General features: G+C 63.3%; 25 protein-coding genes and 2 tRNA genes. 15 read left to right on the top strand and 12 right to left on the bottom strand.

All coding sequences use genetic code 11. From position 1 onward, the window contains the following. Positions 1-245 precede the first annotated feature (245 nt). The 3 genes from IAE37_RS17720 (at position 246) to IAE37_RS17710 (ending at position 4,413) form a co-directional block, all read left to right on the top strand. Positions 246-1,562 (top strand): OprD family porin, encoded by a 1,317-nt coding sequence (locus tag IAE37_RS17720; protein WP_201175616.1) that lies wholly within the window; start codon positions 246-248, stop codon positions 1,560-1,562. A 161-nt stretch (positions 1,563-1,723) separates the two neighbouring features. Beyond that, on the top strand, positions 1,724-3,439 hold the full coding sequence (locus tag IAE37_RS17715; protein WP_201175614.1) for a proline--tRNA ligase: 1,716 nt from the start codon (positions 1,724-1,726) through the stop codon (positions 3,437-3,439). A gap of 20 nt (positions 3,440-3,459) precedes the next feature. Next, complete coding sequence (locus tag IAE37_RS17710; RefSeq protein ID WP_201175613.1) at positions 3,460-4,413, top strand: hypothetical protein; 954 nt, start codon at positions 3,460-3,462, stop codon at positions 4,411-4,413. Positions 4,414-4,440: 27 nt separating this feature from the next. On the opposite strand, the gene dinB is transcribed toward IAE37_RS17710, so the two are convergent. Continuing rightward, a complete protein-coding gene (gene dinB, locus IAE37_RS17705; protein ID WP_201175738.1) occupies positions 4,441-5,499 on the bottom strand; it encodes a DNA polymerase IV in 1,059 nt (352 codons plus the stop codon). Between the two features lie 221 nt (positions 5,500-5,720). On the opposite strand from dinB, the gene IAE37_RS17700 reads away from it, so the two are divergent. The 4 genes from IAE37_RS17700 (at position 5,721) to IAE37_RS17685 (ending at position 10,183) form a co-directional block, all read left to right on the top strand. Further along, a tRNA-Met gene (locus IAE37_RS17700) sits at positions 5,721-5,797 on the top strand. A 135-nt stretch (positions 5,798-5,932) separates the two neighbouring features. Then, positions 5,933-6,009 (top strand) — tRNA-Met (locus IAE37_RS17695). A 239-nt stretch (positions 6,010-6,248) separates the two neighbouring features. Further along, complete coding sequence (mprF, locus tag IAE37_RS17690) at positions 6,249-8,891, top strand: bifunctional lysylphosphatidylglycerol flippase/synthetase MprF (protein ID WP_201175612.1); 2,643 nt, start codon at positions 6,249-6,251, stop codon at positions 8,889-8,891. Further along, positions 8,891-10,183 carry a virulence factor family protein gene (locus IAE37_RS17685; RefSeq protein ID WP_201175611.1) on the top strand — a complete coding sequence of 431 codons (1,293 nt, stop codon included), beginning with the start codon at positions 8,891-8,893 and terminating at the stop codon, positions 10,181-10,183. Before mprF ends, IAE37_RS17685 begins: the two co-directional genes overlap by 1 nt. A 95-nt stretch (positions 10,184-10,278) precedes the next feature. On the opposite strand, the gene IAE37_RS17680 is transcribed toward IAE37_RS17685, so the two are convergent. The 3 genes from IAE37_RS17680 to IAE37_RS17670 all read right to left on the bottom strand — a co-directional run bounded on the left by IAE37_RS17680 (position 10,279) and on the right by IAE37_RS17670 (position 12,862). Beyond that, complete coding sequence (locus IAE37_RS17680; RefSeq protein ID WP_442967836.1) at positions 10,279-12,126, bottom strand: potassium transporter Kup; 1,848 nt, start codon at positions 12,124-12,126, stop codon at positions 10,279-10,281. A gap of 201 nt (positions 12,127-12,327) precedes the next feature. Next, the gene (locus IAE37_RS17675; RefSeq protein WP_201175609.1) at positions 12,328-12,654 is read right to left on the bottom strand and encodes a helix-turn-helix domain-containing protein; all 327 of its coding nucleotides are present in this window, start codon (positions 12,652-12,654) and stop codon (positions 12,328-12,330) included. Next, complete coding sequence (locus IAE37_RS17670; protein WP_201175608.1) at positions 12,638-12,862, bottom strand: type II toxin-antitoxin system RelE family toxin; 225 nt, start codon at positions 12,860-12,862, stop codon at positions 12,638-12,640. The genes IAE37_RS17675 and IAE37_RS17670 overlap by 17 nt, the downstream gene beginning before the upstream one ends. 275 nt (positions 12,863-13,137) lie before the next feature. On the opposite strand from IAE37_RS17670, the gene rimO reads away from it, so the two are divergent. From rimO to tsaA, 5 genes are all read left to right on the top strand, one after another. Next, positions 13,138-14,469: a 30S ribosomal protein S12 methylthiotransferase RimO gene (gene rimO, locus IAE37_RS17665; RefSeq protein ID WP_201175607.1), complete on the top strand. Its 1,332-nt coding sequence runs from the start codon at positions 13,138-13,140 to the stop codon at positions 14,467-14,469. Between the two features lie 85 nt (positions 14,470-14,554). After that, positions 14,555-15,016, top strand: coding sequence for a GNAT family N-acetyltransferase (locus IAE37_RS17660; RefSeq protein WP_201175605.1), 462 nt, complete (start codon positions 14,555-14,557; stop codon positions 15,014-15,016). A gap of 120 nt (positions 15,017-15,136) precedes the next feature. Further along, positions 15,137-15,847 carry an rRNA pseudouridine synthase gene (locus IAE37_RS17655; protein WP_201175604.1) on the top strand — a complete coding sequence of 237 codons (711 nt, stop codon included), beginning with the start codon at positions 15,137-15,139 and terminating at the stop codon, positions 15,845-15,847. A gap of 49 nt (positions 15,848-15,896) precedes the next feature. Beyond that, positions 15,897-16,358: a DUF1456 family protein gene (locus IAE37_RS17650; protein ID WP_201175603.1), complete on the top strand. Its 462-nt coding sequence runs from the start codon at positions 15,897-15,899 to the stop codon at positions 16,356-16,358. Positions 16,359-16,364: 6 nt separating this feature from the next. Then, the gene (gene tsaA / locus IAE37_RS17645; RefSeq protein WP_201175602.1) at positions 16,365-17,060 is read left to right on the top strand and encodes a tRNA (N6-threonylcarbamoyladenosine(37)-N6)-methyltransferase TrmO; all 696 of its coding nucleotides are present in this window, start codon (positions 16,365-16,367) and stop codon (positions 17,058-17,060) included. Positions 17,061-17,141: 81 nt separating this feature from the next. Here the strand turns inward: tsaA and fpr are convergent, their stop codons facing one another. After that, the gene (gene fpr, locus IAE37_RS17640) at positions 17,142-17,921 is read right to left on the bottom strand and encodes a ferredoxin-NADP reductase (RefSeq protein ID WP_201175601.1); all 780 of its coding nucleotides are present in this window, start codon (positions 17,919-17,921) and stop codon (positions 17,142-17,144) included. Between the two features lie 117 nt (positions 17,922-18,038). On the opposite strand from fpr, the gene finR reads away from it, so the two are divergent. Then, the gene (gene finR, locus IAE37_RS17635; RefSeq protein ID WP_201175600.1) at positions 18,039-18,965 is read left to right on the top strand and encodes a LysR family transcriptional regulator FinR; all 927 of its coding nucleotides are present in this window, start codon (positions 18,039-18,041) and stop codon (positions 18,963-18,965) included. On the opposite strand, the gene IAE37_RS17630 is transcribed toward finR, so the two are convergent. The 3 genes from IAE37_RS17630 to IAE37_RS17620 form a co-directional block, all read right to left on the bottom strand. Further along, positions 18,962-19,324, bottom strand: a complete 363-nt coding sequence (locus IAE37_RS17630; RefSeq protein ID WP_201175598.1) for a diacylglycerol kinase — start codon at positions 19,322-19,324, stop codon at positions 18,962-18,964. The two genes, finR and IAE37_RS17630, sit on opposite strands and share 4 nt — an antisense overlap. Positions 19,325-19,397: 73 nt before the next feature. Next, positions 19,398-20,048 (bottom strand): response regulator transcription factor ErdR, encoded by a 651-nt coding sequence (gene erdR, locus IAE37_RS17625; protein WP_201175597.1) that lies wholly within the window; start codon positions 20,046-20,048, stop codon positions 19,398-19,400. A gap of 183 nt (positions 20,049-20,231) precedes the next feature. After that, positions 20,232-20,942 (bottom strand): tRNA-uridine aminocarboxypropyltransferase, encoded by a 711-nt coding sequence (locus IAE37_RS17620; RefSeq protein WP_201175596.1) that lies wholly within the window; start codon positions 20,940-20,942, stop codon positions 20,232-20,234. 221 nt (positions 20,943-21,163) lie between these two features. Here IAE37_RS17620 and IAE37_RS17615 point away from each other — a divergent pair, with 221 nt between their 5' ends. Beyond that, positions 21,164-21,583: a quorum-sensing-regulated virulence factor family protein gene (locus IAE37_RS17615; protein ID WP_201175595.1), complete on the top strand. Its 420-nt coding sequence runs from the start codon at positions 21,164-21,166 to the stop codon at positions 21,581-21,583. On the opposite strand, the gene IAE37_RS17610 is transcribed toward IAE37_RS17615, so the two are convergent. Continuing rightward, a complete protein-coding gene (locus tag IAE37_RS17610) occupies positions 21,584-21,787 on the bottom strand; it encodes a hypothetical protein (RefSeq protein ID WP_201175594.1) in 204 nt (67 codons plus the stop codon). It lies immediately after the preceding gene. A gap of 276 nt (positions 21,788-22,063) precedes the next feature. Here IAE37_RS17610 and IAE37_RS17605 point away from each other — a divergent pair, with 276 nt between their 5' ends. Further along, positions 22,064-23,182 carry an LOG family protein gene (locus IAE37_RS17605; RefSeq protein ID WP_201175593.1) on the top strand — a complete coding sequence of 373 codons (1,119 nt, stop codon included), beginning with the start codon at positions 22,064-22,066 and terminating at the stop codon, positions 23,180-23,182. A 46-nt stretch (positions 23,183-23,228) separates the two neighbouring features. Here the strand turns inward: IAE37_RS17605 and recX are convergent, their stop codons facing one another. The 3 genes from recX to IAE37_RS17590 form a co-directional block, all read right to left on the bottom strand. Further along, the gene (recX, locus tag IAE37_RS17600) at positions 23,229-23,699 is read right to left on the bottom strand and encodes a recombination regulator RecX (RefSeq protein ID WP_201175592.1); all 471 of its coding nucleotides are present in this window, start codon (positions 23,697-23,699) and stop codon (positions 23,229-23,231) included. 9 nt (positions 23,700-23,708) lie between these two features. Then, a complete protein-coding gene (gene recA / locus IAE37_RS17595) occupies positions 23,709-24,776 on the bottom strand; it encodes a recombinase RecA (protein ID WP_201175591.1) in 1,068 nt (355 codons plus the stop codon). A gap of 103 nt (positions 24,777-24,879) precedes the next feature. Continuing rightward, on the bottom strand, positions 24,880-25,362 hold the full coding sequence (locus tag IAE37_RS17590; protein WP_201175590.1) for a CinA family protein: 483 nt from the start codon (positions 25,360-25,362) through the stop codon (positions 24,880-24,882). Positions 25,363-25,405 lie beyond the last annotated feature (43 nt).

Below are 25,405 nucleotides of genomic sequence, written 5' to 3'. Positions count from 1 at the left end.
TCGTTACGGTGAAAGAAACAGCGCTGGCGTTGTACGCCCCACAAGACAGGGGAGTGATTTGCGACATGGAAATACCTTGAAGCGACATGCGAATAAAACTACTGAAAGGTTCGTTTTCGCTATCTCGCCAATAACAGTCAGCGTGCTATACATTTTCGCCGACATAACAAGAAAGAGCTGCCCCCTATAACTAAAACACGTTGGGCGCAGCGGTACTCTTCCTAAAACCAAAGGAGCAAATCACGATGCGCGTGATGAAGTGGAGCATGATCGCCCTGGCCGTTGCGGCAGGGACCTCGCAGTTGGCGTTCGCCTCTGCGCAGGACGAATCCAAGGGTTTCCTCGAAGACAGCACGGCTGGCGTCAAGCTGCGCAACCTGTACTTCAGCCGTGATTACCGCAACAACGAACGCGACCCGGACACCGGCGAGCGCCAGAGCCGTAACGAAGAATGGGGCCAGGGCTTCATCGGTACCTTCGAATCGGGCTTCACCCAGGGCACCGTGGGCGTTGGCGTCGACGCCATCGGCCTGCTCGGCATCAAGCTCGACACCGGCCGCGGCCGTGCCGGCATGGGCCTGTTCCCAATCAATGACGATGGCAGTGCGGCGGATGACTACTCCGAGGCACATGGCGCCGTCAAACTGCGCATCTCCAATACCACGCTGAAATACGGCGGCCAGTTCACCGCAGTGCCGGTATTCGCCACCGACGACAGCCGTCTGCTGCCAGAAGTTGCCGAAGGCTTCCTGCTGACCAGCAAGGAAATCGAAGGCCTGGAGTTGAACGCCGGTCACTTCACCCGCCTCAACGCCCAAGCCCAGACCTACAAGGACAGCATCGGCGGACGCGACGCCGACACTGGCCTGAAGAACCCAGGCCTGACCGATGCCAACTTCGTCGGCGGCACCTACGCCTTCACCGACAACCTCAGCACCAGCCTGTACTACTCGAAGGTCGAGGATTACTGGCGCAAGTACTACGCCAACGTCAACTGGGCGCTGCCAATTGCAGACAACCAAGGCCTGGTGCTCGACTTCAACATCTATGACACCAAGAGCGATGGCGACCGCGCTCGCGCCTACGACGGCGACAAGCTGGACAACCGCGCCTTCAGCCTCTCGGCAGCCTACAACATCGGCGCGCACACCTTCACCGTGGCCTACCAGAAGGTCAGCGGCGACGGTGATTACGCCTACGGCATCGATGGTGGCGGTACCGTGTACCTGGCCAACTCCGTGGCCCGTTCCGACTTCAACGCCGAAGACGAGAAGTCCTGGCAGGCACGCTACGACCTGAACTTCGCCGAGTGGGGCATACCCGGCCTGTCGTTCATGACCCGTTACATCCGTGGTACCGACGCCAACGTCGACGGCACCAACAACGGCAAGGAATGGGAACGCGACATCGACATCAAGTACGTGCTCCAGGAAGGCCCGGCCAAGGACCTCAGCTTCCGTGTCCGCCAGGCCACCTACCGCTCCTCCGATGGCGTCTACTACGGCTCCCCGTCGCTGGACGAACTGCGCCTGATCGTCGAGTACCCGCTGAGCATCCTGTAAGCCTGGCTTACAGTGCCCCGCACCTGAGAAAGCCCGGCCATCCCGCCGGGCTTTTTCTTGGCTGACAAGCGCCCCGCCCTTGGGGCATCCTGTACGCCTTCGTTTCGCCCCCGTACAATGCGGGGTCATTTCAACGTCTTAGGCAATCGACACGGCCCACCATGCGCACCAGTCAATATTTGCTCGCCACCCAGAAAGAAACCCCTGCCGACGCGGTGGTCATCAGCCACCAGCTCATGCTGCGCGCCGGCATGATCCGCAAACTGGCCTCCGGCCTGTACACCTGGCTGCCGATGGGCCTGCGGGTAATGCGCAAGGTCGAGAACGTGGTCCGCGAGGAAATGAACGCCGCCGGCGCCCTGGAGGTGCTGATGCCGAGCATCCAGCCTGCCGAGCTGTGGCAGGAATCCGGCCGCTGGGAACAGTACGGCCCTGAGCTGCTGCGCCTGAAGGACCGCCACCAGCGCGACTTCTGCGTTGGCCCGACCCACGAAGAGGTCATCACCGACCTGGCCCGCAACGAGCTGTCCAGCTATAAACAGCTGCCACTCAACATGTACCAGATCCAGACCAAATTCCGTGACGAGATCCGCCCGCGCTTCGGCCTGATGCGTGGCCGCGAGTTCATCATGAAGGACGCCTACTCGTTCCATGCCGACCAGGCTTCCCTGCAGGAAACCTACGACCGCATGCATCAGGCGTACACCAACGTCTTCACCCGCCTGGGCCTGGACTTCCGTCCGGTGCAGGCCGACACCGGCTCCATCGGTGGCAGCTACTCGCATGAATTCCACGTCCTGGCCGAGTCCGGCGAAGACGACGTGATCTTCAGCGACAGCTCCGACTACGCCGCCAACATCGAGAAGGCCGAGGCCATCCCGCGTGAAACCGTGCGCCCAGCCCCCACCGAGGAGCTGCGCCTGGTCGACACCCCGGATGCCAAGACCATCGCGCAACTCGTGGAAAACCACGGCCTGGCGATCGAGAAAACCGTCAAGACCCTGATCGTGCGTGGCGCCGAGGAAGGCAAGCTGGTCGCCCTGATCGTCCGTGGCGACCACGAGCTGAACGAAATCAAGGCCGCCAAGCTGGAACAGGTTGCCGACCCGGTGGTGATGGCCACCGACGCCGAGCTGCGCGACGCCATCGGTGCCGGCGCGGGTTCCCTGGGCCCACTCAACCTGCCGCTGGAAATCGTCATCGACCGTTCGGTCGCCCTGATGAGCGACTTCGGCATCGGCGCCAACATCGACGACAAACACTACTTCGGCGTCAACTGGGAACGTGACCTGCCGGTTCCGCAAGTCGCCGACCTGCGCAACGTCGTCGAGGGCGATCCGAGCCCGGACGGCCAGGGCACCCTGGTCATCAAGCGCGGCATCGAAGTCGGCCACATCTTCCAGCTCGGCACCAAGTACAGCGAAGCGCTCAAGTGCCAGGTACTGGGCGAGAACGGCAAGCCGGTCATCCTGTCCATGGGCTGCTACGGCATCGGCGTATCGCGCGTGGTCGCCGCCGCCATCGAACAGAGCTACGACGACAAGGGCATCATCTGGAACGACGCCCTGGCGCCGTTCCAGATCGCCCTGGTACCGCTGCGCTACGAAACCGAGGTCGTCCGCGAAGCGACCGACAAACTGTATGCCGAACTGACCGCAGCCGGTTACGAAGTGCTGCTCGACGACCGTGACAAGAAGACCAGCCCCGGCATCAAGTTCGCCGACATGGAACTGATCGGTATCCCGCACCGCATCGTCGTCAGCGACCGCGGCCTGGCTGACGGCAACCTGGAGTACAAGCACCGCACCGAGCAGGAAGCCCAGACACTGCCGCTCAATGAGGTGCTGACCTTCCTGCAGGCCCGCGTTCGCCGCTGATAATCAATGCACGAGTGATCATGTCCAAGCGAAGTACCTTTACCCTGGGGGGCGCCGCCTTGTGCGGCGCCCTGCTCGTCAGCGGCTGCGCCAACCAGATGTCCCAGCGCAGCGAGCATGAGGAGCGCGTCGAGCGCAAACTGCTCGAACATACCCTGCAGATCGATGTCGGCGAGCCGAAGGTAATGGAGCTCCCGCAACGGCGTGTGCGTGTCCACGAGGAGCAACGCTTCGAAGTCACCGAGTTCGAAGTGACCCGACGTTACGACCGCTACACCCCCTACCAGCCCTGGCGGGAGATCTACGAGATCCCGCTGGGCGCGGTAGCCGTGGTGGCTGGCGTCGGCGCCAACGTGGTCAACGTGTTTGCCCTCGGCAACCTGCCGGAAAGCGTGACACATGACTGGCTGAGCTATGGCGTGGCCGGGCTCAATCCATTCATGAACGTGCAGTCCAATGGCCGCGCCCAGCAGAATCTGGCCTCGGTCAACGAGGTGCAGAAGGACAAGCGCGAGGAATCCAGCAGCCTGCCGTGGAGCGAGCGGCTGGTCGAGGTCAAGGCCGGCAAGATGACCCATGAGCTGACCACCGACCGCAATGGCGTGCTGCGCCTGAACCTGCTCGACAGCCCGTTCTCCGAGCAGAACCTCAACCACGTCGGCACCCTGCACCTGCAGGTACTTGACGAGGACAACGCGGTACGCGGCGATGCCAGCCTGCTGGTGAGCGCCAACCTGCGCAACAAACTGCTCGAGGCGCACGAACTGATCTTCGATGACCTCGAAGATGACGATGTCGGCCAGTGGGTACACCGGGTCAAGCGTCTGTCCGAGCTTGGGCTGGAGGAAGAAGCCAGCGAGATGGAGCAGAGCCTCATCGAACTGACCCGCAACGATCCGGAACTGCAACAGGAATTCCTGCAGACCTTGACCAAGGCGACCGGGCGCCTGGTCGCCGACCCGGGCGTGCAGTGATGAACGAGGGCCGCATCGCGGCCCTTTTCATTTCGGCGGAAACAACTCCAGCTGTTCATGCGCCCCGCGCAGGTCGCGCAACCTCACGCCCACCCCAAGCAAACGCACCGGCTTGCCGCCCCTGGCGAACGCCTGCCCCAACAGCTGCCGATAGCTTTCCAGATCCCTGCCCGCCCCGGCCTGCTCCAGGGTCGTCTGGCTGAAGTCATGGAACTTGACCTTGACGAACGGCTTGTCCGGCCGATAGCTGCTGTCCATGCGTTCGATCCGCTCGTTGAGGCTGGCCAGTAACTCGGGCAAGCGCTCCAGGCAACTGGCCAGGTCCGGCAGGTCGGTATCGTAGGTGTTCTCCACGCTGACCGACTGCCGGCGACTGTCGTTGTGCACGATGCGATCATCGACGCCCCGCGCCAGCCCCCACAAGCGCTCGCCAAAACTACCGAACTCGCGCACCAGGGCCAGCCGCGACCAGTCGCGCAGTTGCAGGCAGGTTTCGATGCCCAAGCGTGTCAGCTTTTCTGCGGTGACCTTGCCTACACCATGCAGCCTGGCGACCGGCAAGGCAGATACGAAGGCTTCTACCTCTGCGGGGGTGATGACGAACAGGCCGTTGGGCTTGCGCCAGTCGCTGGCGATCTTGGCCAGGAACTTGTTCGGCGCCACCCCCGCCGAGACAGTGATATGCAACGTGCGGGCGACTCGGCGCCGAATATCTTCGGCGATGCGCGTGGCGCTGCCGGAAAACCACTGGCTCTCGGTCACATCGAGGTACGCCTCATCCAACGACAGGGGCTCGATCACCTCGGTGTAGTCGCGGAATATACTGTGGATTTCGCGTGAGGCCTCGCGGTAGGCGTCGAAACGCGGCTTGACGATCACCAAGTCCGGACACAACTTGAGCGCGTGTCGAGAGGACATGGCCGAACGCACACCGTAGGCACGGGCTTCATAATTGCAAGTGGCAATGACACCTCGGCGGTCCGCCGAGCCGCCCACTGCCATTGGCCGGCCGGCCAACTGCGGGTCGTCACGCATTTCGATCGCGGCATAGAAGCAATCGCAGTCGATATGGATGATCTTGCGCAATGACATGGATGCTCGCCAGCACTGTAAATTCATACAGATAGTACCGCATGCAGCTATTGCCAAGACAGCTTGAGCATGGCGCGGCGCGATAATCGGCCTGAAAGCCCCGCAGCGCCTGAGCTGCAGGCCAGCTCGCACCGCTAAGAGTTTGAACGAAAAAGGTTTTTTTTAAATTATCGCTTGACACTCCGACACAAATCCGTAGAATTCGATTCCACAGGCGCGGGATGGAGCAGCCTGGTAGCTCGTCGGGCTCATAACCCGAAGGTCGTCGGTTCAAATCCGGCTCCCGCAACCAGATTCGAGAAAAGGCCACTGTTCACGCAGTGGCCTTTTTCTTTGCCACTGAAAAAGTAGCAGAGAAAAAAATTAGAAAAATTCAATAGTTAGCGCTTGACACTGATCCGCCAAACTGTAGAATGCGCACCACTGACGCGGGATGGAGCAGCCTGGTAGCTCGTCGGGCTCATAACCCGAAGGTCGTCGGTTCAAATCCGGCTCCCGCAACCATATCGTCAGAACAACGCCCACACTGTGAAAACAGCGTGGGCGTTGTTGTTTTCGTCTTCCGACAACCTCTACCCCCTACCTGCCCTGACCCACAAAGCCCCCTGAGCATGAACTATCTTTAACCCGGGCGGACCGCTGAAAGCGTCTCCGCCCGGAGTAATATCTGGATACGTTTTTCAAAGGGACCTTCACTTGGCCGCACCCTCCCCCAACCTCGCGCTGTATGCCCGGGGTATTCGATGACCTCCAATCAAACCGAACACCCGGCGCCCCTGGCCTCGGCATTGCCTGCGGCCGCGCAGCGCCTGCCCCTGCTCGAGCGCCTGAGCCGCTACCGGCAACCCATCGGCCTGGCAGTCACCTTGCTGCTGTTTGCCATGGCCCTGATCGCCTGCCGACATCTGCTCAGCGAGCTGGACCTCTACGCCTTGCACGACGCCATGCTGAGCGTGCCGACCGCCTCGCTGCTGGGTGCCCTGCTGGCGACGGTGGTGGGTTTCGTGATCCTGCTGGGCTATGAGTGGTCGGCCAGCCGCTATGCCGGGGTGAAGCTGCCCACCCGCACCTTGCTGCTGGGCGGGTTCAGTGCCTTCGCCATCGGCAATGCCATCGGTCTGTCGATGCTCTCCGGTGGCTCGGTGCGCTACCGCCTGTATGCGCGCCGAGGCCTGGGCGCCGCCGAAGTGGCCCGCATGACGGTGTTCGCCAGCCTCTCGCTCGGCTGCGCCCTGCCACCCCTGGCGGCCCTGGCCACCTTGAGCAACCTGCCAGCCGCCGCTGCGGCGCTGCGCTTGCCGGCCACCGTACTGGCCGGTATTGCCGTCGCTGTGCTGGTCGCCGCTGCGGTGCTGGCCATCGGTTTGTACCGCCGGCGCCTGGCCGAGCAGCCGCTGACCGATGCCGTGCTGGTCCAGCTGGGCCGTCGCACCCTGCGCCTGCCCGGTGCACGCCTGGCCGCCTTGCAACTGCTGATCACCGCCCTGGATGTGGCCGCTGCCGCCACCGTGCTGTACCTGCTGTTGCCGGAAGCCCCACCGTTCGGTGCCTTCGTGCTGGTCTACCTGCTGGCCCTGGCCGCGGGCGTGCTCAGCCATGTACCGGGCGGGGTGGGTGTGTTCGAAGCGATCCTGCTGGCGGCCTTCGCCGACCAGTTGGGCGCCGCGCCGCTGGCAGCGGCGTTGCTGCTGTACCGCTTGATCTACGTAGTGCTGCCGCTGCTGGTGGCCTGCGCGATGCTGCTCGCCAACGAAGCGCGGCGCCTGCTGTTCACCCACCAGGCGATCAAGGCTGCCTCGGGCCTGGCGGCACCGATCCTGGCGATTCTGGTGTTTCTTTCCGGCGTGGTACTGCTGTTCTCCGGCGCCACGCCAGAGATCGACACGCGCCTGGAGCACATGGGCTTTCTGGTGCCCCACCGGTTGATCGATGCCTCGCACTTCGGGGCCAGCCTGATCGGCGTGCTCTGCCTGTTGCTCGCCCAGGGCCTGCGCCGCCGCCTTTCGGCCGCCTGGCTGCTGACCACGGTGCTGCTATTGGTCGGCGCGCTGCTGTCACTGCTCAAGGGCTTCGACTGGGAGGAAGCCTGCCTGCTAACCCTTACCGCCGCCCTGCTGGCTCTGTTCCGACGGTCGTTCTACCGCCCGAGCCGGCTGCTCGAGCTGCCGTTCTCGCCGGTGTACCTGGTGGCCAGCGCCTGTGTGGTCGGTGCGTCGGTGTGGCTGTTGCTGTTCGCTTACCAGGACGTGCCCTACAGCCATCAATTGTGGTGGCAGTTCACCCTCGATGCCGATGCACCACGTGGCCTGCGAGCAGCCATGGGCAGCGCGGTGCTGCTGGTGATCGTTTCGCTGACCTGGTTGCTGCGCACCGCGCGGCCGACCATCCACCTGCCTGACGACGACGAACTGCAGCGCGCCAACCGCATTCTGCTGGCCTCGGACCAGCCCGATGGTGGCCTGGCCCTGACCGGCGACAAGGCCTTGCTGTTCCACCCCAATGACAATGCCTTCCTCATGTATGCCCGCCGTGGACGCAGCCTGGTGGCGTTGTACGACCCGATCGGCCCGGCGCAGGAACGCGCCGAGATGATCTGGCAGTTCCGCGACCTGTGCGACCTGCACCACGCCCGCCCGGTGTTCTACCAGGTGCGAGCGGAAAACCTGCCGTTCTACATGGACATCGGCCTGACCGCGCTCAAGCTCGGCGAAGAAGCCAGGGTCGACCTGCGCCGCTTCGACCTGGAAGCCAAGGGCAAGGAGATGAAAGACCTGCGCTACACCTGGAATCGCGGTGGCCGTGACGGCCTGACCCTGGAAATCCACGAGCCCGGGCAGGCACCTCTGGATGCCCTCAAGGAAATCTCCGACGCCTGGCTCGGCGGAAAGAACGTGCGCGAAAAGGGCTTTTCGCTCGGGCGTTTCAGCCCCGAGTACCTGCAGCACTTCCGTATCGCCCTGATCCGCTTCCAGGGCCGGCCGGTGGCCTTCGCCAATCTGCTGGAAACCCATGGCAACGAACTGGCCAGCCTCGACCTGATGCGTGCCCACCCCGAGGCACCGAAGTCGACCATGGAATTCATGATGATCGGCCTCATCCTGCATTACAAAAGCCATGACTACGGCCGCTTCAGCCTGGGCATGGTACCGCTCTCGGGCCTGCAGCCACGACGCGGTGCACCCCTGACCCAACGCCTGGGTTCGATGGTGTTCCGCCGTGGCGAGCAGCTCTACAACTTCCAGGGCCTGCGGCGCTTCAAGGACAAGTTCCAGCCGGACTGGGAACCCCGCTACATGGCCGTGCCGGCCGGGTTGGACCCGCTGGTGGCACTGGCTGATACTGCTGCCCTGATCGCTGGCGGCCTGACTGGATTGGTGAAACGTTGATGATCCGACGCTATTGGTTGTATGTACTGATACCCCTGCTGCTGGCCGCTGCTGCTGGCGCCGTGGCCTTCTGGCTGTGGACCCGCCCTGCCCCTGAGGCACGCCTCGAACAACTGACGGTCAGCGGCCTGCCGATGACTCGCGTGACGCCTGGCGTGCACGCCAGGGCCCGGGTCGCCATCGGCGTGCCCCAGGACCAGGCCCTGACCGACAAGCAGCTGCTCGACCTGAGCCAAGCCGGCGAGGCGCAATTGGTCCAGGTGATCCTGCCGCCTACCGACTGCAGCCAACAACAGCAGACGATGGACCAGGCCATTGGCCAACTGGCCGGCCAACCCACCGTAGTCGCCGGCATCGGCCCAGGCGCAGCCCAGGCCTGGCGCTGGCTGGCCAGCCAGAGCGACGACAAGGCCCGGGCCATCTCGGTCGACTTCAGCCTCGAACAACCGGGCTGCAAGGCCGCGCTGCCCAAATCGGCTGCGCATGGCCATTGGAACGTGGCCTGGAACGACAACCCGGATGACGCCAGTGCCGGGTTCGTGCGCGACCAGGCCAACGCCGAAACCAGTATCAGCGATTACGACATCCACCTGCCGCAGGTACTCAAGGCCCAGCTGACCCAAGCCCTGGTCGGGCGCGACGGCAATGCCCTGGCCATCCCCGTGGTGGAAGTGCCGGCCGGCCAGACCACCGACACCGTGACCCTGTTCCTCTCCGGTGACGGCGGCTGGCGCGACCTGGACCGCGACGTGGCTGGCGAAATGGCCAAGCTTGGCTATCCGGTAGTGGGCATCGACACCCTGCGCTATTACTGGCAGCACAAGACGCCGGAGCAAAGCGCTGCCGACCTGTCGGAATTGATGCAGCACTACCGTCAGAAGTGGGGCACCAAACGCTTCGTGCTGGCCGGCTATTCATTCGGCGCCGATGTGTTGCCTGCGATCTACAACCGCCTGCCTGCCGAAGACCAGCAGCGTATCGACGCGGTCATGCTGCTGGCCTTCGCCCGCAGCGGCAGTTTCGAGATCGAGGTGGAAGGCTGGCTGGGCAAGGAAGGCCAGGAGGCCCCGACCGGGCCGGAGATGGCCAAGCTGCCGGCGTCGAAGGTGGTCTGCGTGTACGGCGTGGAAGAGGCCGACGAAAGTGGCTGCACCGACAAGACGGCGGTAGGTGAGCGCATGAAGCTGCCTGGCGGGCACCACTTCGACGAGAACTACCCGGCACTGGCCAAACGCCTGATCGGCGAGATCGATACGCGTCAGGGCAAGTCCAGCGTGGCGGAACAGAACTGAGCCCAGCGACCGGAAAGCTGGTGCGGTCCCTGTAGGAGCGGCGGTTCGCCGCTGCGATTTACCCGCGAAGCAGGCACCGCACCTGGCTTGAGCCCTCAGATCTCGACCTGCGTCCCCAACTCGATCACCCGGTTCAACGGCAGGTTGAAGAATCGCAGGTTGCCGTTGGCATTCTTCAGCAGGAAGGCGAACAGGTTCCCCCGCCAGCGGGACATCCCCTCCAGGCGCGAGGCGATCACCGTTTCCCGGCTGAGGAAATACGTGGTGCGCATCGGGCTGAAATCCAGCGCTTCCAGATGGCACAACTTCAGGGCCGCCGGCACGTCCGGCTCGTCCATGAAACCAAAGTGCAGCAGCACGCGGAAGAAGCCATCGCCATAGGCCTCGACCTCGAAACGCTCAGGCTCCGGCACCCGCGGCCGGTCCTCGCTCACCACCGTCAGCAGCACCACCTGGCTGTGCAACACCTGGTGGTGCAGCATGTTGTGCAACAGCGCATGGGGCACCGCATCCGGCCGCGCGGTGAGGAACACGGCCGTGCCCTCGACCCGGTGCGGCGGTTGTACGCGGATGCTGGCAATGAAGATCGGCAGCGGCAATGCCGCCTCATCGATACGCTCGACGAGGATCTGCTTGCCGCGCTTCCAGGTACTCATCAACAGGAACAGGACCGCACCGGCCAGTACCGGGAACGCCCCACCCTGGACGATCTTCGGCACGTTGGCAGCGAAAAACAGGCCATCGACGAAGAGAAAGCCAAGCAGGATCGGCACCGCCAGCAACGGCGGCCACTTCCACAGTAGCAGCATCACCGAAGACACCAGGATCGTGGTCATCAGCATGGTGCCGGTCACCGCCACCCCGTAGGCAGCGGCCAAGGCGCCGGACGACTCGAAACCGATCACCAGCAGCACCACGCCGACCATCAGCGTCCAGTTCACCGCGCCGATGTAGATCTGCCCCTGCTCATCGCTGGAGGTGTGCTGGATGTGCATGCGCGGGATGTAGCCCAGCTGGATGGCCTGCCGGGTCAGGGAGAAGGCCCCGGAGATCACCGCCTGCGAGGCGATGACCGTGGCCATGGTCGACAGGCCGACCAGCGGCAGCAAGGCCCAGCCGGGTGCCAGCAGGTAGAACGGGTTGCGTGCTGCCTCAGGGTTCTGCAGCAGGATCGCGCCCTGGCCGAAGTAATTGAGCACCAACGCCGGCAACACCAGGGCGAACCAGGCGCGGGCAATCGGCTTGCGGCCAAAGTGCCCCATGTCGGCATACAGCGCCTCGGCACCGGTCAGCGCCAGCACCACGGCCCCAAGAATGGCCACGCCCATGCCAGGGTGGACCACGAAGAAGTTCACCGCCCAGCCCGGGTTGAACGCCTTGAGCACTTCCGGGCTCTGCGAGATGCCATGCACCCCGAGCGCCGCCAGCACCAGGAACCAGGTGACCATGATCGGGCCGAACAACTTGCCGATCTTCTCGGTGCCGTGCTTCTGCACCAGGAACAGCGCCACCAGCACCACCAGCGACAACGGCACCACCCAATGGTCGATGCCGTCGAAGGCCAGGCCCATGCCCTCCACCGCCGATAGCACCGACACCGCCGGGGTGATCATGCTGTCGCCATAGAACAGCGAAGCGCCGATCAACCCACAGATGACCATCAGCGAGCGCAGCCGCGGGTAGGCCGCGGTCGCCCGGCGGGCCAGGGCCGTCAGGGCCATGGTACCGCCCTCGCCCTGGTTGTCGGCGCGCAGGATGAACATCACGTACTTGAACGACACCACCCACAGCAGCGACCAGAGGATCAGCGACAGGATCCCGAGCACGCCATCATGGTTGACCGGCACGCCGTAGCCGCCGGTGAAGACTTCCTTGAGGGTATAAAGCGGGCTGGTACCAATGTCGCCATACACCACCCCGACCGCTGCCACGAGCAGGCCCATGGACCGCGCCGCACCCTGTTTCCCCGCCTGCCCACCTTCGGCGTGACCGCTTGCCTGAACCATCGACCACTCCCGCAGAAGGTCGTGAAGACCGGAACAACTCCCCCAACGCCAAAGCCTTGCAGAAACCTGGGCGCAATGCCGCGAAGCATAGCGCAGCGTTCGTCGCTTTTCTGCCAGGGTCAGGGGCTTTGCGCGTACTCAGAGATCCAGCAACTGCATCGGGATGCCGAGTGCCGTGGCAATTTTCTCGCGAGTGGCCTTGCGCGGCCGCTCGACGGTTTCTTGCTGGGCGTAGGCCGACTGCGAGATGCCCAGACGCTCTGCCATCTCGGCCTGGGTAAGATCCAGATGCCGTCGCCAGGCAGCAATGGCCGTCAGGCCGTCCTTGACCATGTAGCCCACCACCTCATTGGGCACCAGATCGGTTGGCGAGCGGCTGGCGATATAGTCGGCATAGGGCAGTACGACGAAGGCTGGGCGGCCATCAGCGCCGTTGATGATCTGGACGTTAGTAGGTGTGCTCATCGCGCTTTTTGACCTCCTCGATGTTGACGATCTTCACGCCGCCATCCCAGTCGAACAGGATGCGGTAGTTACCAGCTCGCAGTCGGTAGCCATAGCAATGGTTGGTCAGCGCCTTCACGCTGGCGACGTCGGGCATATGGGCCAATGCCTGGGCTGCGTCATAGATTTTCGGCTGGTCGGCTTTGTTGATTCTTCGCAGCTGCTTCACTTAATAAGTAGAAAAACAGGCTTTGATGGCGTGAAAAAGGTGGTAGCTGGCCTCGCTGTCTTCAAGGGATACCGAAGCGACGGTGTGTTGCCAGGTCTTTCAGGCGTTGCGCCAAGTGCTCATCCGACGTGATGCAGCGTTCGTCGCTTTTCTGCTGGTCAAGCGCCCTTGCGCTCGCTAGAATTGCGCACTTTTTGATCAGAGGCGCTAGAAGCGCCCGTCGAGATCGCCCCCGTCAGCGGCCGGGCGACCTGCATTCAATACCGAGGTTAGCCATGTCCACCACTCCCGCCACGCCGAAGGTCGGCTTCGTATCCCTGGGTTGCCCCAAGGCCCTGGTCGATTCCGAGCGCATCCTGACCCAGTTGCGCATGGAAGGTTATGAAGTCGTGCCCACCTACGAGGACGCCGACGTGGTGGTGGTCAACACCTGCGGCTTCATCGACAGCGCCAAGGCCGAGTCGTTGGAAGTGATCGGCGAAGCGATCAAGGAAAACGGCAAGGTCATCGTCACCGGCTGCATGGGTGTCGAGGAAGGCAACATCCGTGACGTGCACCCGAGCGTGCTGTCGGTGTCCGGCCCGCAGCAGTACGAGCAGGTGGTCAATGCCGTGCACGAAGTGGTCCCGCCGCGCCAGGACCACAACCCGCTGATCGACCTGGTGCCACCCCAGGGCGTCAAGCTGACCCCGCGCCACTACGCCTATCTGAAGATTTCCGAAGGCTGCAACCACAGCTGCAGCTTCTGCATCATCCCGTCGATGCGTGGCAAGCTGGTCAGCCGCCCGGTGGGCGAGGTACTGAGCGAGGCGGAGCGCCTGGTCAAGGCCGGCGTCAAGGAGATCCTGGTGATCTCCCAGGACACCAGCGCCTACGGCGTCGACGTCAAGTACAAGACCGACTTCTGGAACGGCCGCCCGGTCAAGACCCGCATGCTCGAACTGTGCGAGGCCCTGAGTAGCCTGGGTGCCTGGGTGCGCCTGCACTACGTGTACCCGTACCCCAACGTCGACGACGTGATCCCGCTGATGGCCGCCGGCAAGATCCTGCCGTACCTGGACATCCCGTTCCAGCACGCCAGCCCCAAGGTGCTCAAGTCGATGAAGCGCCCGGCCTTCGAGGACCGTACCCTGGCGCGCATCAAGAACTGGCGCGAACAGTGCCCGGAACTGGTGATCCGCTCCACCTTCATCGTCGGCTTCCCAGGTGAGACCGAGGAAGACTTCCAGTACCTGCTCGACTGGCTGACCGAAGCCCAGCTCGACCGCGTCGGCTGCTTCCAGTACTCGCCGGTCGAAGGCGCCCCGGCCAACGATCTGGGCCTGGACGAAGTGCCCGACGACGTCAAGCAGGACCGTTGGGACCGCTTCATGGCCCACCAGCAGGCCATCAGCGCCGCACGCCTGCAACTGCGCATCGGCAAGGAAATCGACGTGCTGATCGACGAAGTCGAGGAGCAGGGCTCGGTCGGCCGTAGCTTCTTCGATGCCCCGGAAATCGACGGCAGCGTGTTCATCGATGGCAACCACGGCTTCAAGCCGGGCGACAAGGTACGTTGCCGCGTAGTCGATGCCGATGAATACGACATGTGGGCCGAGCCTATCTGACCGCTCCCAACCCGAACCTACCCCGCCCAGTGGCGGGGGATTTTTTTGCATCTATGTTTTCCCCATACCCTCGGGAGAACATTCCATGACGCATCTACTGGCGACACTGCACACCCCACACCCGCAGGACTTCGAGGAACTGGTCCAAGTCTGGGAGGCCTCGGTGCGGGCGACCCACGATTTCCTCCCCGACTACTACATCGTGCTGCTGCGCGAACAGGTGCTGCGTCGCTACCTGGATGCCGTCATGTTGATCTGCTGCAAAGATGCCCGGCAGCGCATCTGCGGCTTTGCCGGAGTCACCAACGGCCAGGTCGCCATGCTCTTCGTCGCCCCCGATTACCGCGGCCAGGGCGTGGGCAAGCGGCTGTTGCGCTATGCCGTGGCCGAACTCGATGCCGAGCGCCTGGACGTCAACGAGCAGAACCACCAGGCGTTGGGCTTCTACCTGCACGAAGGCTTCGAGGTGGTTGGCCGCTCGGAAACCGACGGCCTGGGACAGCCCTATCCGCTCCTGCACATGCGGCGGATTCGCACAGCGTCCTAAGACGACCATGAAAGGCGCCGTGCAATGTTTCCTAAATGGCGTATTTGACATGGATTACCATCATCTTGGCTGCCCGGGCAGGTACAATGTAGGTCTTTCCCTGCCTTGTGAATCGCTGTCATGTCAGAAGCCGTGCGCCTGTCCAAACGCCTTGTCGAGCAGCTGGGCTGCTCTCGCCGCGAGGCCGAGCTCTATATCGAAGGCGGCTGGGTCACGGTCGATGGCGTGGTGGTCGAGCAGCCGCAGTTCAAGGTCGAATCGCAACAGGTCGCGCTACTGCCGGGCGCCCGCGCCGAAACCCTGGAGCCGGTGACCCTGTTGCTGCACCAAGTCGCCGACATGGACAGCGAAACCGCTCGCACCAGCATGACCATGGCCAGCCTCAGCGAAGCCCACCGCGAGGGCGTGCGCCCGCTGCACGGCCATTTTGCCCGGCTGACCTGCCTGGCGCCGCTGCAGCGCGGCGCCAGCGGGCTGCAGGTGTTCACCCAGGACTGGCGTGTGACCCGCAAGCTCGACGCCGACCTGCGCCGTATGGAGCAGGAATACATCATCGAGGTGCGCGGCGAAACCACGCCTCAGGCCCTGGAGCGCCTGGCCCGTGGTGCCACGCGCAACGACCGCGAACTGCCCAAGGCCAAGGCCAGCTGGCAGAACGAGACCCACCTGCGCATGGCCCTGAAAAACCCGCAGCCAGGGCAGATCGCCGAACTGTGCGCCTATCTGCGCCTGGAAGTTCTTGGCATGCGCCGTATCCGCCTGGGTGGCGTTTCCATGGGCAAGCTGCCCCTGGGCCAATGGCGCTACGTCGCCAGCACCGAACGTTTCTAAGCGATACCGCCGCGCCTGGAGGTGCGGCTTTGAACAGGATCCAAGTCACATGAACCACAACGATGTCCTGCGCAGCCTGCGCTACATGCTCAAGGTGAACGACGCCAAGATGGCCGAGATCATCGAGCTGTCCGGCCTCGAGGTTAACCCAGTGGTACTCGCCACCTACCTGAAGAAGGAAGACGAAGCGGGCTTCGTGCGCTGCCCGGAACGGGTCATGGCGCACTTTCTCGATGGCCTGGTGATCCACCGCCGCGGCAGAGATGACAGCCGCCCGCCGCAGCCGGTCGAGTTGCCGGTGACCAACAATACCGTGCTCAAGAAGCTGCGGGTCGCCTTCGAGCTCAAGGAAGACGACCTGCACGCGATCCTCAAGTCGGTGAACTTCCCGGTGTCCAAACCCGAGCTCAGCGCCCTGTTCCGCAAGGCCGGGCATGACAACTATCGCCCCTGCGGCGACCAGTTGCTGCGCAACTTCCTCAAGGGCCTGACCCTGCGCGTGCGTGGCTGAGTGAGCATGCAGTATTCGGTTTCGCCGGTCGGTATCGTGCGCTCGTGCTTCAAGGAGAAGTTCGCCATCCCGCGCCAGCCGCATCTGGCGCCAGCCGCACGCGGCGTGCTGGAGCTGCTGCCACCGTTCGACCAGGGCGACGCGGTCGCCGGCCTGGAGCAGGTCAGCCACGTCTGGATCCTGTTCCTGTTCCACCAGGCCCTGGAAGACAAGCCACGCCTCAAGGTGCGCCCACCGCGGCTGGGCGGCAACAAGAGCATGGGCGTGTTCGCCACCCGCGCCACCCACCGACCGAACGGCATCGGCCAGTCGGTGGTGCGTCTCGAACGTGTCGAGCCCGGGCGCCTGCTGTTGTCCGGCATCGACCTGCTCGATGGTACCCCGGTGCTCGACATCAAGCCCTACGTGCCCTATGCCGACAGCGTTGGCGATGCCCGCAACCAGATGGCCAGCGAGCCGCCTGCAGCGATCGCGGTGACCTGGAGCGACAGTGCCCTGCCCCAGGCCCGCGAGCATGCCTTGCGCCTGGATGAGCCGCTGGTCGAGCTGATCGAGCAATGCCTGGCGCAGGATCCGCGGCCGGCGTACCAGCTACCGCCGCCTGAGCGGGTGTATGGGGTGAAATTCTGGGATGTGCAGGTCAGGTGGCATTACCCGCAGCCGGACCTGATCCGGGTGCTGGAGGTGGTGCACGAGGAGTGAGCCGGCTGTTTCCAGGCCCGGCCCGGCAGGCATAAAAAAACGCAGACCCAGGGTCTGCGTTTTTTCGTTACCGCGTTCGCCTTATTTCTCGACGAAGGCGCGCTCGATCAGGTAGTCACCTGGCTCACGCATGCGCGCGGAAACCTTCAGGCCGAAGCTGTCCAGCACTTCGCTGGTTTCGTCCAGCATGCTCGGGCTGCCGCAGATCATGGCGCGGTCGTCCTGCGGGTTGATCGGTGGCAGGCCGATGTCGCTGAACAGCTTGCCGCTGCGCATCAGGTCGGTCAGGCGCCCCTGGTTCTCGAACGGCTCGCGGGTCACGGTCGGGTAGTAGATCAGCTTGTCACGCACCGCCTCGCCGAAGAATTCGTTCTGCGGCAGGTGCTCGGTGATGAACTCGCGGTAGGCCACTTCGTTGACGTAGCGCACGCCGTGCACCAGGATGACCTTCTCGAAACGCTCGTAGGTTTCCGGGTCCTGGATGACGCTCATGAACGGCGCCAGGCCAGTGCCGGTGCTCAGCAGGTACAGGTGCTTGCCGGGGTTCAGGTCGTCCAGTACCAGGGTGCCGGTAGGCTTCTTGCTGATGATGATCTCGTCGCCTTCCTTCAGGTGCTGCAGCTGGGAGGTCAGCGGGCCATCCGGGACCTTGATGCTGAAGAACTCCAGGTGCTCTTCCCAGTTCGGCGAGGCGATGGAGTAGGCGCGCATGAGCGGACGGCCGCTGTCTTGTTGCAGGCCGATCATCACGAACTGACCGTTCTCGAAGCGCAGGCCCGGGTCGCGGGTGCACTTGAAGCTGAACAGGGTGTCGTTCCAGTGGTGCACACTGAGGACACGTTCGTGGTTCATGTTGCTCATCGATGGGGCTCCTGAAAAAAACGCAGCGCGCAAGACGCGCAGTTGCGCGATAGTTTAGGGGCAGCGACAATATCTGTTAACTGAATTATCAAGATATGTGTTATCGGTTATATCGATATGCGATTCACACTTCGTCAGCTACAGGTCTTCGTCGCCGTCGCACAGCACCAGAGCGTGTCTCGGGCTGCCAGCGTGCTGGCCCTTTCCCAGTCGGCCGCCAGCACTTCGATCACCGAGCTCGAGCGGCAATCGAGCTGCCAGTTGTTCGACCGCGCCGGCAAGCGCCTGGCGCTCAATGCCCTTGGCCACCAGTTGCTCCCCCAGGCCGTGGCCTTGCTGGACCAGGCCAAGGAAATCGAAGACCTGCTCAACGGCAAGTCCGGGTTCGGCTCGCTCGCGGTGGGCGCCACCCTGACCATCGGCAACTACCTGGCAACCTTGCTGATCGGCAGCTTCATGCAGGTGCACCCGGAAAGCCAGGTGAAACTGCATGTACAGAACACAGCGCATATCGTGCAACAAGTTGCCCACTACGAAATTGATCTAGGTCTGATCGAGGGCGATTGCAATCATCCGGACCTGGAGGTGCAGCCATGGGTCGAGGACGAACTGGTGGTGTTCTGCGCGCCTCAACACCCCTTGGCGACGATTGGCCGGGCCGATGTCGAGACCCTGTCGCACGAGGCCTGGATCCTGCGCGAGCAAGGTTCGGGCACACGCCTGACCTTCGACCAGGCCATGCGTCACCACCGCGCCAACCTGAACATTCGCCTGGAGCTGGAACACACCGAGGCCATCAAGCGTGCGGTGGAGTCGGGCCTTGGCATCGGCTGCATCTCCCGCCTGGCCCTGCGCGACGCCTTCCGTCGCGGCAGCCTGGTGCCGGTGGAGACACCGGAGCTGGACCTGATGCGCCAGTTCTATTTCATCTGGCACAAGCAGAAGTACCAGACCTCGGCCATGCGCGAGTTTCTCGAGCTATGCCGCAACTTCACCGCGGGGTTCACCCGCAGTGACGAGATCGTTCTGCCGCAGATTGCCTAGAGCAGGATCACGCCCCAGACCAGCGCGACCATGGTCAAGGCCACGAACTGCGCGGCGCTGCCCATGTCCTTGGCATTTTTCGACAAGGGGTGGCGCTCCAGCGAGATGCGGTCGATGGCGGCTTCCACCGCCGAGTTGAACAGCTCGACGATCAACCCCAGCAGGCACACGGCGATCATGATGGCGCGCTCGGCACGGCTCACCGACAGCCAGAAAGCGATCGGGATGAGCACCACGTTGAGCAACACCAGTTGGCGAAACGCCGCCTCCCCCTTGTAGGCCGCACGCAGGCCGTCCAATGAATAGCCACCGGCATTGAAGATACGTTTAAGGCCTGTCTTGCCTTTGAATGGCGACATATGTGTCCCTACACCGATGAAAGGCCCGCAGCCTAGTCGGGGCTGGGTCAAAAAAGCGTGAATTAGCGGGGGATTAGTGGCTCGCGACTGATTCCAGTTGTTGCAGCAGCAACGCCGCCTGAGTCCGTGTACGCACACCCAGCTTGCGGAAGATCGCGGTCACGTGGGCCTTGATGGTCGCTTCGGAGACGTTCAGCTCATAGGCGATCTGCTTGTTCAGCAAGCCTTCGCAGACCATGGTCAACACCCGGAACTGCTGCGGAGTGAGGCTGGCCAGGCCCTCGCTGGCGGCTTTGGCCTCCGCCGAGACGTCGACCTTCTCGAACGCCTGCGGTGGCCACCAGACCTCGCCGTCCAGCACTTTGCGCACCGCATCCTGGATCACTTCGAGACCACTGGATTTTGGAATGAAGCCACTGGCCCCGAACTCGCGTGACTTGACCACCACGGCCGCTTCTTCCTGGGCCGAGACCATCACAACCGGGATCTGCGGGTACTGACCACGCAACAAGACCAGCCCGGAGAAGCCATAGGCACCGGGCATGTTCAGGTCGAGCAGGACCAGGTCCCAATCGGACTTTTCACTCAGGCGGGTTTCCAGTTCGGCGATGCTCGCCACTTCGACCAGCCGTACATCCGCGCCTAGGCCGAGGGTAACGGCCTGGCGCAACGCGCTGCGAAACAGCGGGTGGTCATCGGCAATCAGGATTTCGTATGTGGCCATCGATCTATGGATCCTGTTCTGTGCCGGGCGCGTGCGGGGGGTAGGTGGAGCGCCTGGCGGGGAATCGGCAGCAAGGATGCCGAGCACAGCCGGGGATGGTCAAGCCAAATGCCCTGCCGAACCCGCCCACCCTGGCTGCCAGCCCCGATATTATGAACCAATCCGGGGCATATGCCCCTTGGACTATAGGAAGGTATGCAAACGCTGGTGCGCTTCGTCCTGCTCATCCAACGGCAGATGCCGCTTGGCGCTCAGATAATGCAGGCTGAACACGTCGAGATAGGCGTCCAGGGCCTGGGAGGCGCGCACATCGCCGGCCAGCTCAAGACACATGGCCGCGACTTCGGCGGTGCAGAAGTGATCGTCCCGCTTGGAACGGCGCAGGCGGTAGCGCGACATCTGCTCGGCCTCCAGGCTCAGTACCGGGAAGCGGTCCAGATAGGGGCTCTTGCGAAACATCTTGCGAGCCTCGGTCCAGGTGGCATCGAGCAGGATGAACAGTGGACGCTTGCCTGGCTCGCGGACCACCTCGGTGACCACCCGCTCCTGGGCGACGAACTCACCGGGGAAAACGATATAGGGTTGCCACTGGGGGTGTTCGAGCAACGCCAGTAGCTGTTCATCGACCGACGTGCGCAACCAGCCGAACGCCGAAGTGTCCTCGACCAGGTCGGCGATCAACCAGCCGGTGTTGGTCGGCTTCAGCGGCTCGGTGTCATGCATCAGCAGGCACACGCCCGCCTCGGCCCGGACCTTGGGCTTCCATTGGCACAGGCAATGGCTGGCGATCACCCGGCAATCCGGGCAGCGGACCGCACGCGATCCACGGGCAATGAAAGGCTTGATGCTGCGGGCCAGGCGCTCGGCGCGCAGCCGCGCTACGGCATGGCTCATGCTGGCGAGCCTTGGAACGAGTAGGAAATCAACACTGCGGCAACTCGGAGTAGACAGGCCGCCAGTCTACCAGAACAGCCACTTTTTGCCCGTGCAAGCGCTGCATTGCGCCCTTATAATCCGCGCTTTGGCGGCCAGAGAATGCCCACGCCAGTAGGGTTTCATGGAACGCCGCCTGCCGGCGCATGTCAAAGCGCCAGTCAACGAACCAGGAGAGATACATGCTGCGTCTTATCGTCCCGACCCTGAGCCTGCTGCTTGCCCTGCCGTTGGCAGCCCAGGCGGCCTCCAAGCAGGACTACGACCTGAACAAAATGCTGCAGAAGGTCGCCAAGGAGAGCAGCGTCGGTACGCCGCGAGCTATCAACGAAGATATCCTCGATCAAGGCTACACCGTCGAAGGCAAGGCATTGGTCAACCACCTGAGCGTACGTGCCGAACATGCCGCACGCATGCAGGAAAACCCCGAGATCGTGCGCAGCCAGATGGGCGACAGCGTGTGTCGCAACAGCGGCTTCCGCAACCTGATGTCCAAGGGCGCGGTCATGGTCTATCGCTTCACCGTCTACAAGACCAACCAACCGGTCATGGACCAGGCCTTCGACGCCGCCAGCTGCACTGCCGGCAACAAGAGGAAGTAACTAGCTCGGCTGATCCTCATGGGCGCGCCGCGAGTCTTCGTCGGCGCGCATCTCCGCCAGCATCGCCTGCAAGTAACGCGACTGGCACTCGAGCACCGCCAGCCTCCGCCGACACTCGGCCTCCAGGCTCAGATGATGCTCCCGCGCCGCATGTTCCAGCTGCTGAAACAGCTGCCGGTCTACCTCGATGACCAAGCGATGCATCGGCCACCTCCCCGTCTTCAGCACCTTCGCTTTCCCAGTTAACCAAAGCTTCGCGCCCTGCGGCCACGTGCCGACGAGCGGCGCATGCCAATCCGCTTCGGCACGATCAGGACCGAGGGTCTAGATTGATAGCGAACGCCCCAGAAAAACGAGATTTTTTGCGACCTACAGCACGGCCTTGCAGGCCCACTGCAATGCTCGGGTGACAGGCTCGAGCCACGGCAGCCCGCGACACATGAAGTGTCCATGAGGTTTTGCTGCAGAAGGAGACGTTGAATGCCTTACCAACCGAATGAACGCCTGTTCAACTACTTCACAGAAAACGGCATCGACCTGAGCAACATCGACAAACAATTGCAATTGGTGGCCCCCGACAGCCCCAACCTGCCTCTCTACCGTGACATGATGCTGACCATCCTGCGCATGGCCCACGACGACAGCGACCGCTGGAGCGCCAAGATCACCCTGCAGGCACTGCGTGAACTCGACCACTCCTTCCGTACCCTGCAGCGCTACAAGGGCCGCCGCAAGGTCACCGTGTTCGGCTCGGCGCGCACGCCCCTGGAGCATCCTATGTACGCGCTGGCCCGCGAGCTTGGCGCAACCCTGGCCCGCTCCGACCTCATGGTCATCACCGGCGCCGGCGGTGGCATCATGGCCGCCGCCCACGAAGGCGCCGGCAGCGATCACAGCCTGGGGTTCAACATCACCCTACCTTTCGAGCAGCATGCCAATGCCACGGTAGACGGCACCGACAAGCTGCTGCCCTTCCACTTCTTCTTCATTCGCAAGCTGTTCTTCGTCAAGGAGGCCGATGCCCTGGTGTTGTGCCCCGGCGGTTTCGGTACCCTCGATGAAGCACTGGAAGTGCTGACGCTGATCCAGACCGGCAAGAGCCCGCTGGTGCCGGTGGTGCTGCTCGACTCGCCCGGCGGTTCGTTCTGGCGCGACTGCCTGGGCTTCATCACCCGCCAACTGGAAGAAAACCGCTACATCCTGCCCACCGACCTCAAGCTGGTGCGCCTGGTACACAGCGCCGACGAGGCGGTTGAGGAAATCAACCAGTTCTACAGCAACTACCACTCCAGCCGCTGGCTGAAGAACCAGTTCGTGATCCGCATGCACCATGCGCTGAGTGAAGCCGCGTTGTACGACATACAGGAAGGGTTCGCCGATTTGCGCCTGAGCGGCAAGTACCATCAGCAAGCGGACAGTGGCTTTGAACACGAGGTCGGCAACTACAGCCACCTGACGCGACTGACCTTCGCCTTCAATGGCCGCGACCAGGGCCGGCTGAGGGAGTTGGTGGATTTCATCAACCTGCCAGAAAACTGGGCCAAGCCAGAGCCGATGCATACTACCCAACGAGCGCGGGAGGCATTGAAGGTCAGCTGAAAGCCGATGGCCTCATCGCAGGCTTGCCAGCGATGAGGCCATCGAATCAGTAGTCGTCCAGATCTCGCCCACTGAGCAGGCGCCCGATCATGTCCATGGGGAACCCACGGTAGGCCAGAAAGCGCGTCTGCTGGGCGCGACTACGGGGATCATGGGGGCGCTGCCCGGCAAACTTGCGCTGCCAGGTGTCCCTCAGCAGTGCCGCCCAGTCCACCTCGCTTTCCCGCAGGGCCTGGTCGACATCGCCACGGTTGAGGCCGCGCTGGCCGAGTTCCTCGCGGATACGGGCAGGGCCGTAACCGGCACTGGAGCGGTAGCGGATGAAGCTTTCGAGGTAACGGGCTTCACTGAGCAGCCCTTCCTCGGCAAGCCGATCGAGCGCAGGCTCGATCAGCTCATCCGTTGCACCGCGCTGACGCAACTTGCGAGTGAGCTCGACTCGACCATGCTCGCGACGCGCGAGCAGGTCCATGGCTGCCCGTCGGACCGCGACGGGGTTGTCGAGTACGACGGACATACGCGTCTATCAATAGCCAGCGTCGGCGTCGGCTACATCGTCAGCGTTGGCATCGGCGGCAGCGGCCTTGCCAGCGGCAGCAACAGCACCGGCATTGAGCAGCTTGTCACGAATCTGCTTCTCGATTTCGTTGCCGATGGCCGGGTTTTCTTGCAGGTACTTGGCAGCGTTGGCCTTGCCCTGGCCGATCTTGTTGCCCTGGTAGCTGTACCAGGCACCGGATTTTTCCACCAGGCCTTGAGCAACACCCAGGTCGATGATTTCGCCGTTGCGGTAGATACCCTTGCCGTAGAGGATCTGGAACTCGGCCTGACGGAACGGCGGCGAGACCTTGTTCTTGACGATCTTGACGCGGGTTTCGCTGCCGACCACTTCGTCGCCTTCCTTGACCGCGCCGGTACGGCGGATGTCCAGGCGCACCGAGGCGTAGAACTTCAGGGCGTTACCACCGGTGGTGGTCTCCGGGCTGCCGAACATGACGCCGATCTTCATACGAATCTGGTTGATGAAGATGACCAGGCAGTTGGCGTTCTTGATGTTACCGGTGATCTTGCGCAGCGCCTGGGACATCAGGCGAGCCTGCAAGCCCACGTGCATGTCGCCCATTTCGCCTTCGATCTCGGCCTTGGGTACCAGGGCGGCAACGGAGTCGACGATGATCACGTCAACGGCGTTGGAGCGCACCAGCATGTCGGTGATTTCCAGGGCCTGTTCACCGGTGTCCGGCTGCGAGACCAGCAGGTCGTCGACGTTGACGCCCAGCTTGCCAGCGTACTCGGGGTCGAGGGCGTGCTCGGCGTCGACGAAGGCGCAGGTGGCGCCGTTTTTCTGGGCTTCGGCGATGACCGACAGGGTCAGCGTGGTTTTACCCGACGACTCCGGGCCGTAGATCTCGACGATACGGCCTTTTGGCAGGCCGCCAATGCCCAGGGCGATGTCCAGGCCCAGCGAGCCGGTGGAAATGGCCGGGATGGCCGAACGCTCGTGGTCGCCCATGCGCATGACCGCGCCTTTGCCGAATTGGCGTTCGATCTGACCCAGGGCCGCAGCCAAGGCGCGCTTCTTGTTGTCGTCCATTGAAATCCTCACGTGTTCGACTTGGCCCTGACGGCCGGAATACCTGTATAAGTAGCCAGTATTATTCCACAGGCGAGCGCCGAGGCAAACCCCTGTCGTCGAATTACTCGGCGCCGAGCTGTAACAAGCCGTCTAACGCGGCGATCACCGTTTGTCGACGCACCGCTTCGCGGTCGCCATCGAAGTGCCGGCGTTCGCTGCTGACGTGGTTGCCGTCGGCCCAGGCCAGCCACACGGTGCCTACCGGCTTGGCCGGCGAGCCGCCGTCGGGCCCGGCCACGCCGCTGACCGCCACGGCGAAGCGTGCGCCGCTGGCGGCCTGGGCGCCACGGGCCATGGCTTCGACCACTTCCTGGCTAACCGCGCCGACCTGCGCGAACAGAGCTTCGGGCACGTTCAGCAGGCGGGTTTTCTGGGCGTTGGAGTAAGTGATGTAACCGGCCTCGAACCAGGCCGAGCTGCCCGGCACACGGGTGATGGCCTCGGCGATACCGCCGCCGGTGCAGGATTCGGCGGTGGTCACCTGGGCATTGAAGCGGCGCAGGTGCTCGCCCAGGCGGGTGGAGAGAACGGTGATCGGGTCCATGGGTGGGGTCCTTGGGGAGATGGGGATACCGTAGCATTTGGGG

The sequence above is a fragment of the Pseudomonas sp. S31 genome, assembly GCF_016648105.1.
Lineage (GTDB): Bacteria > Pseudomonadota > Gammaproteobacteria > Pseudomonadales > Pseudomonadaceae > Aquipseudomonas.
Note: the sequence above shows the minus strand (reverse complement) of the source record. Positions and strands in the feature narration are given on the sequence as shown.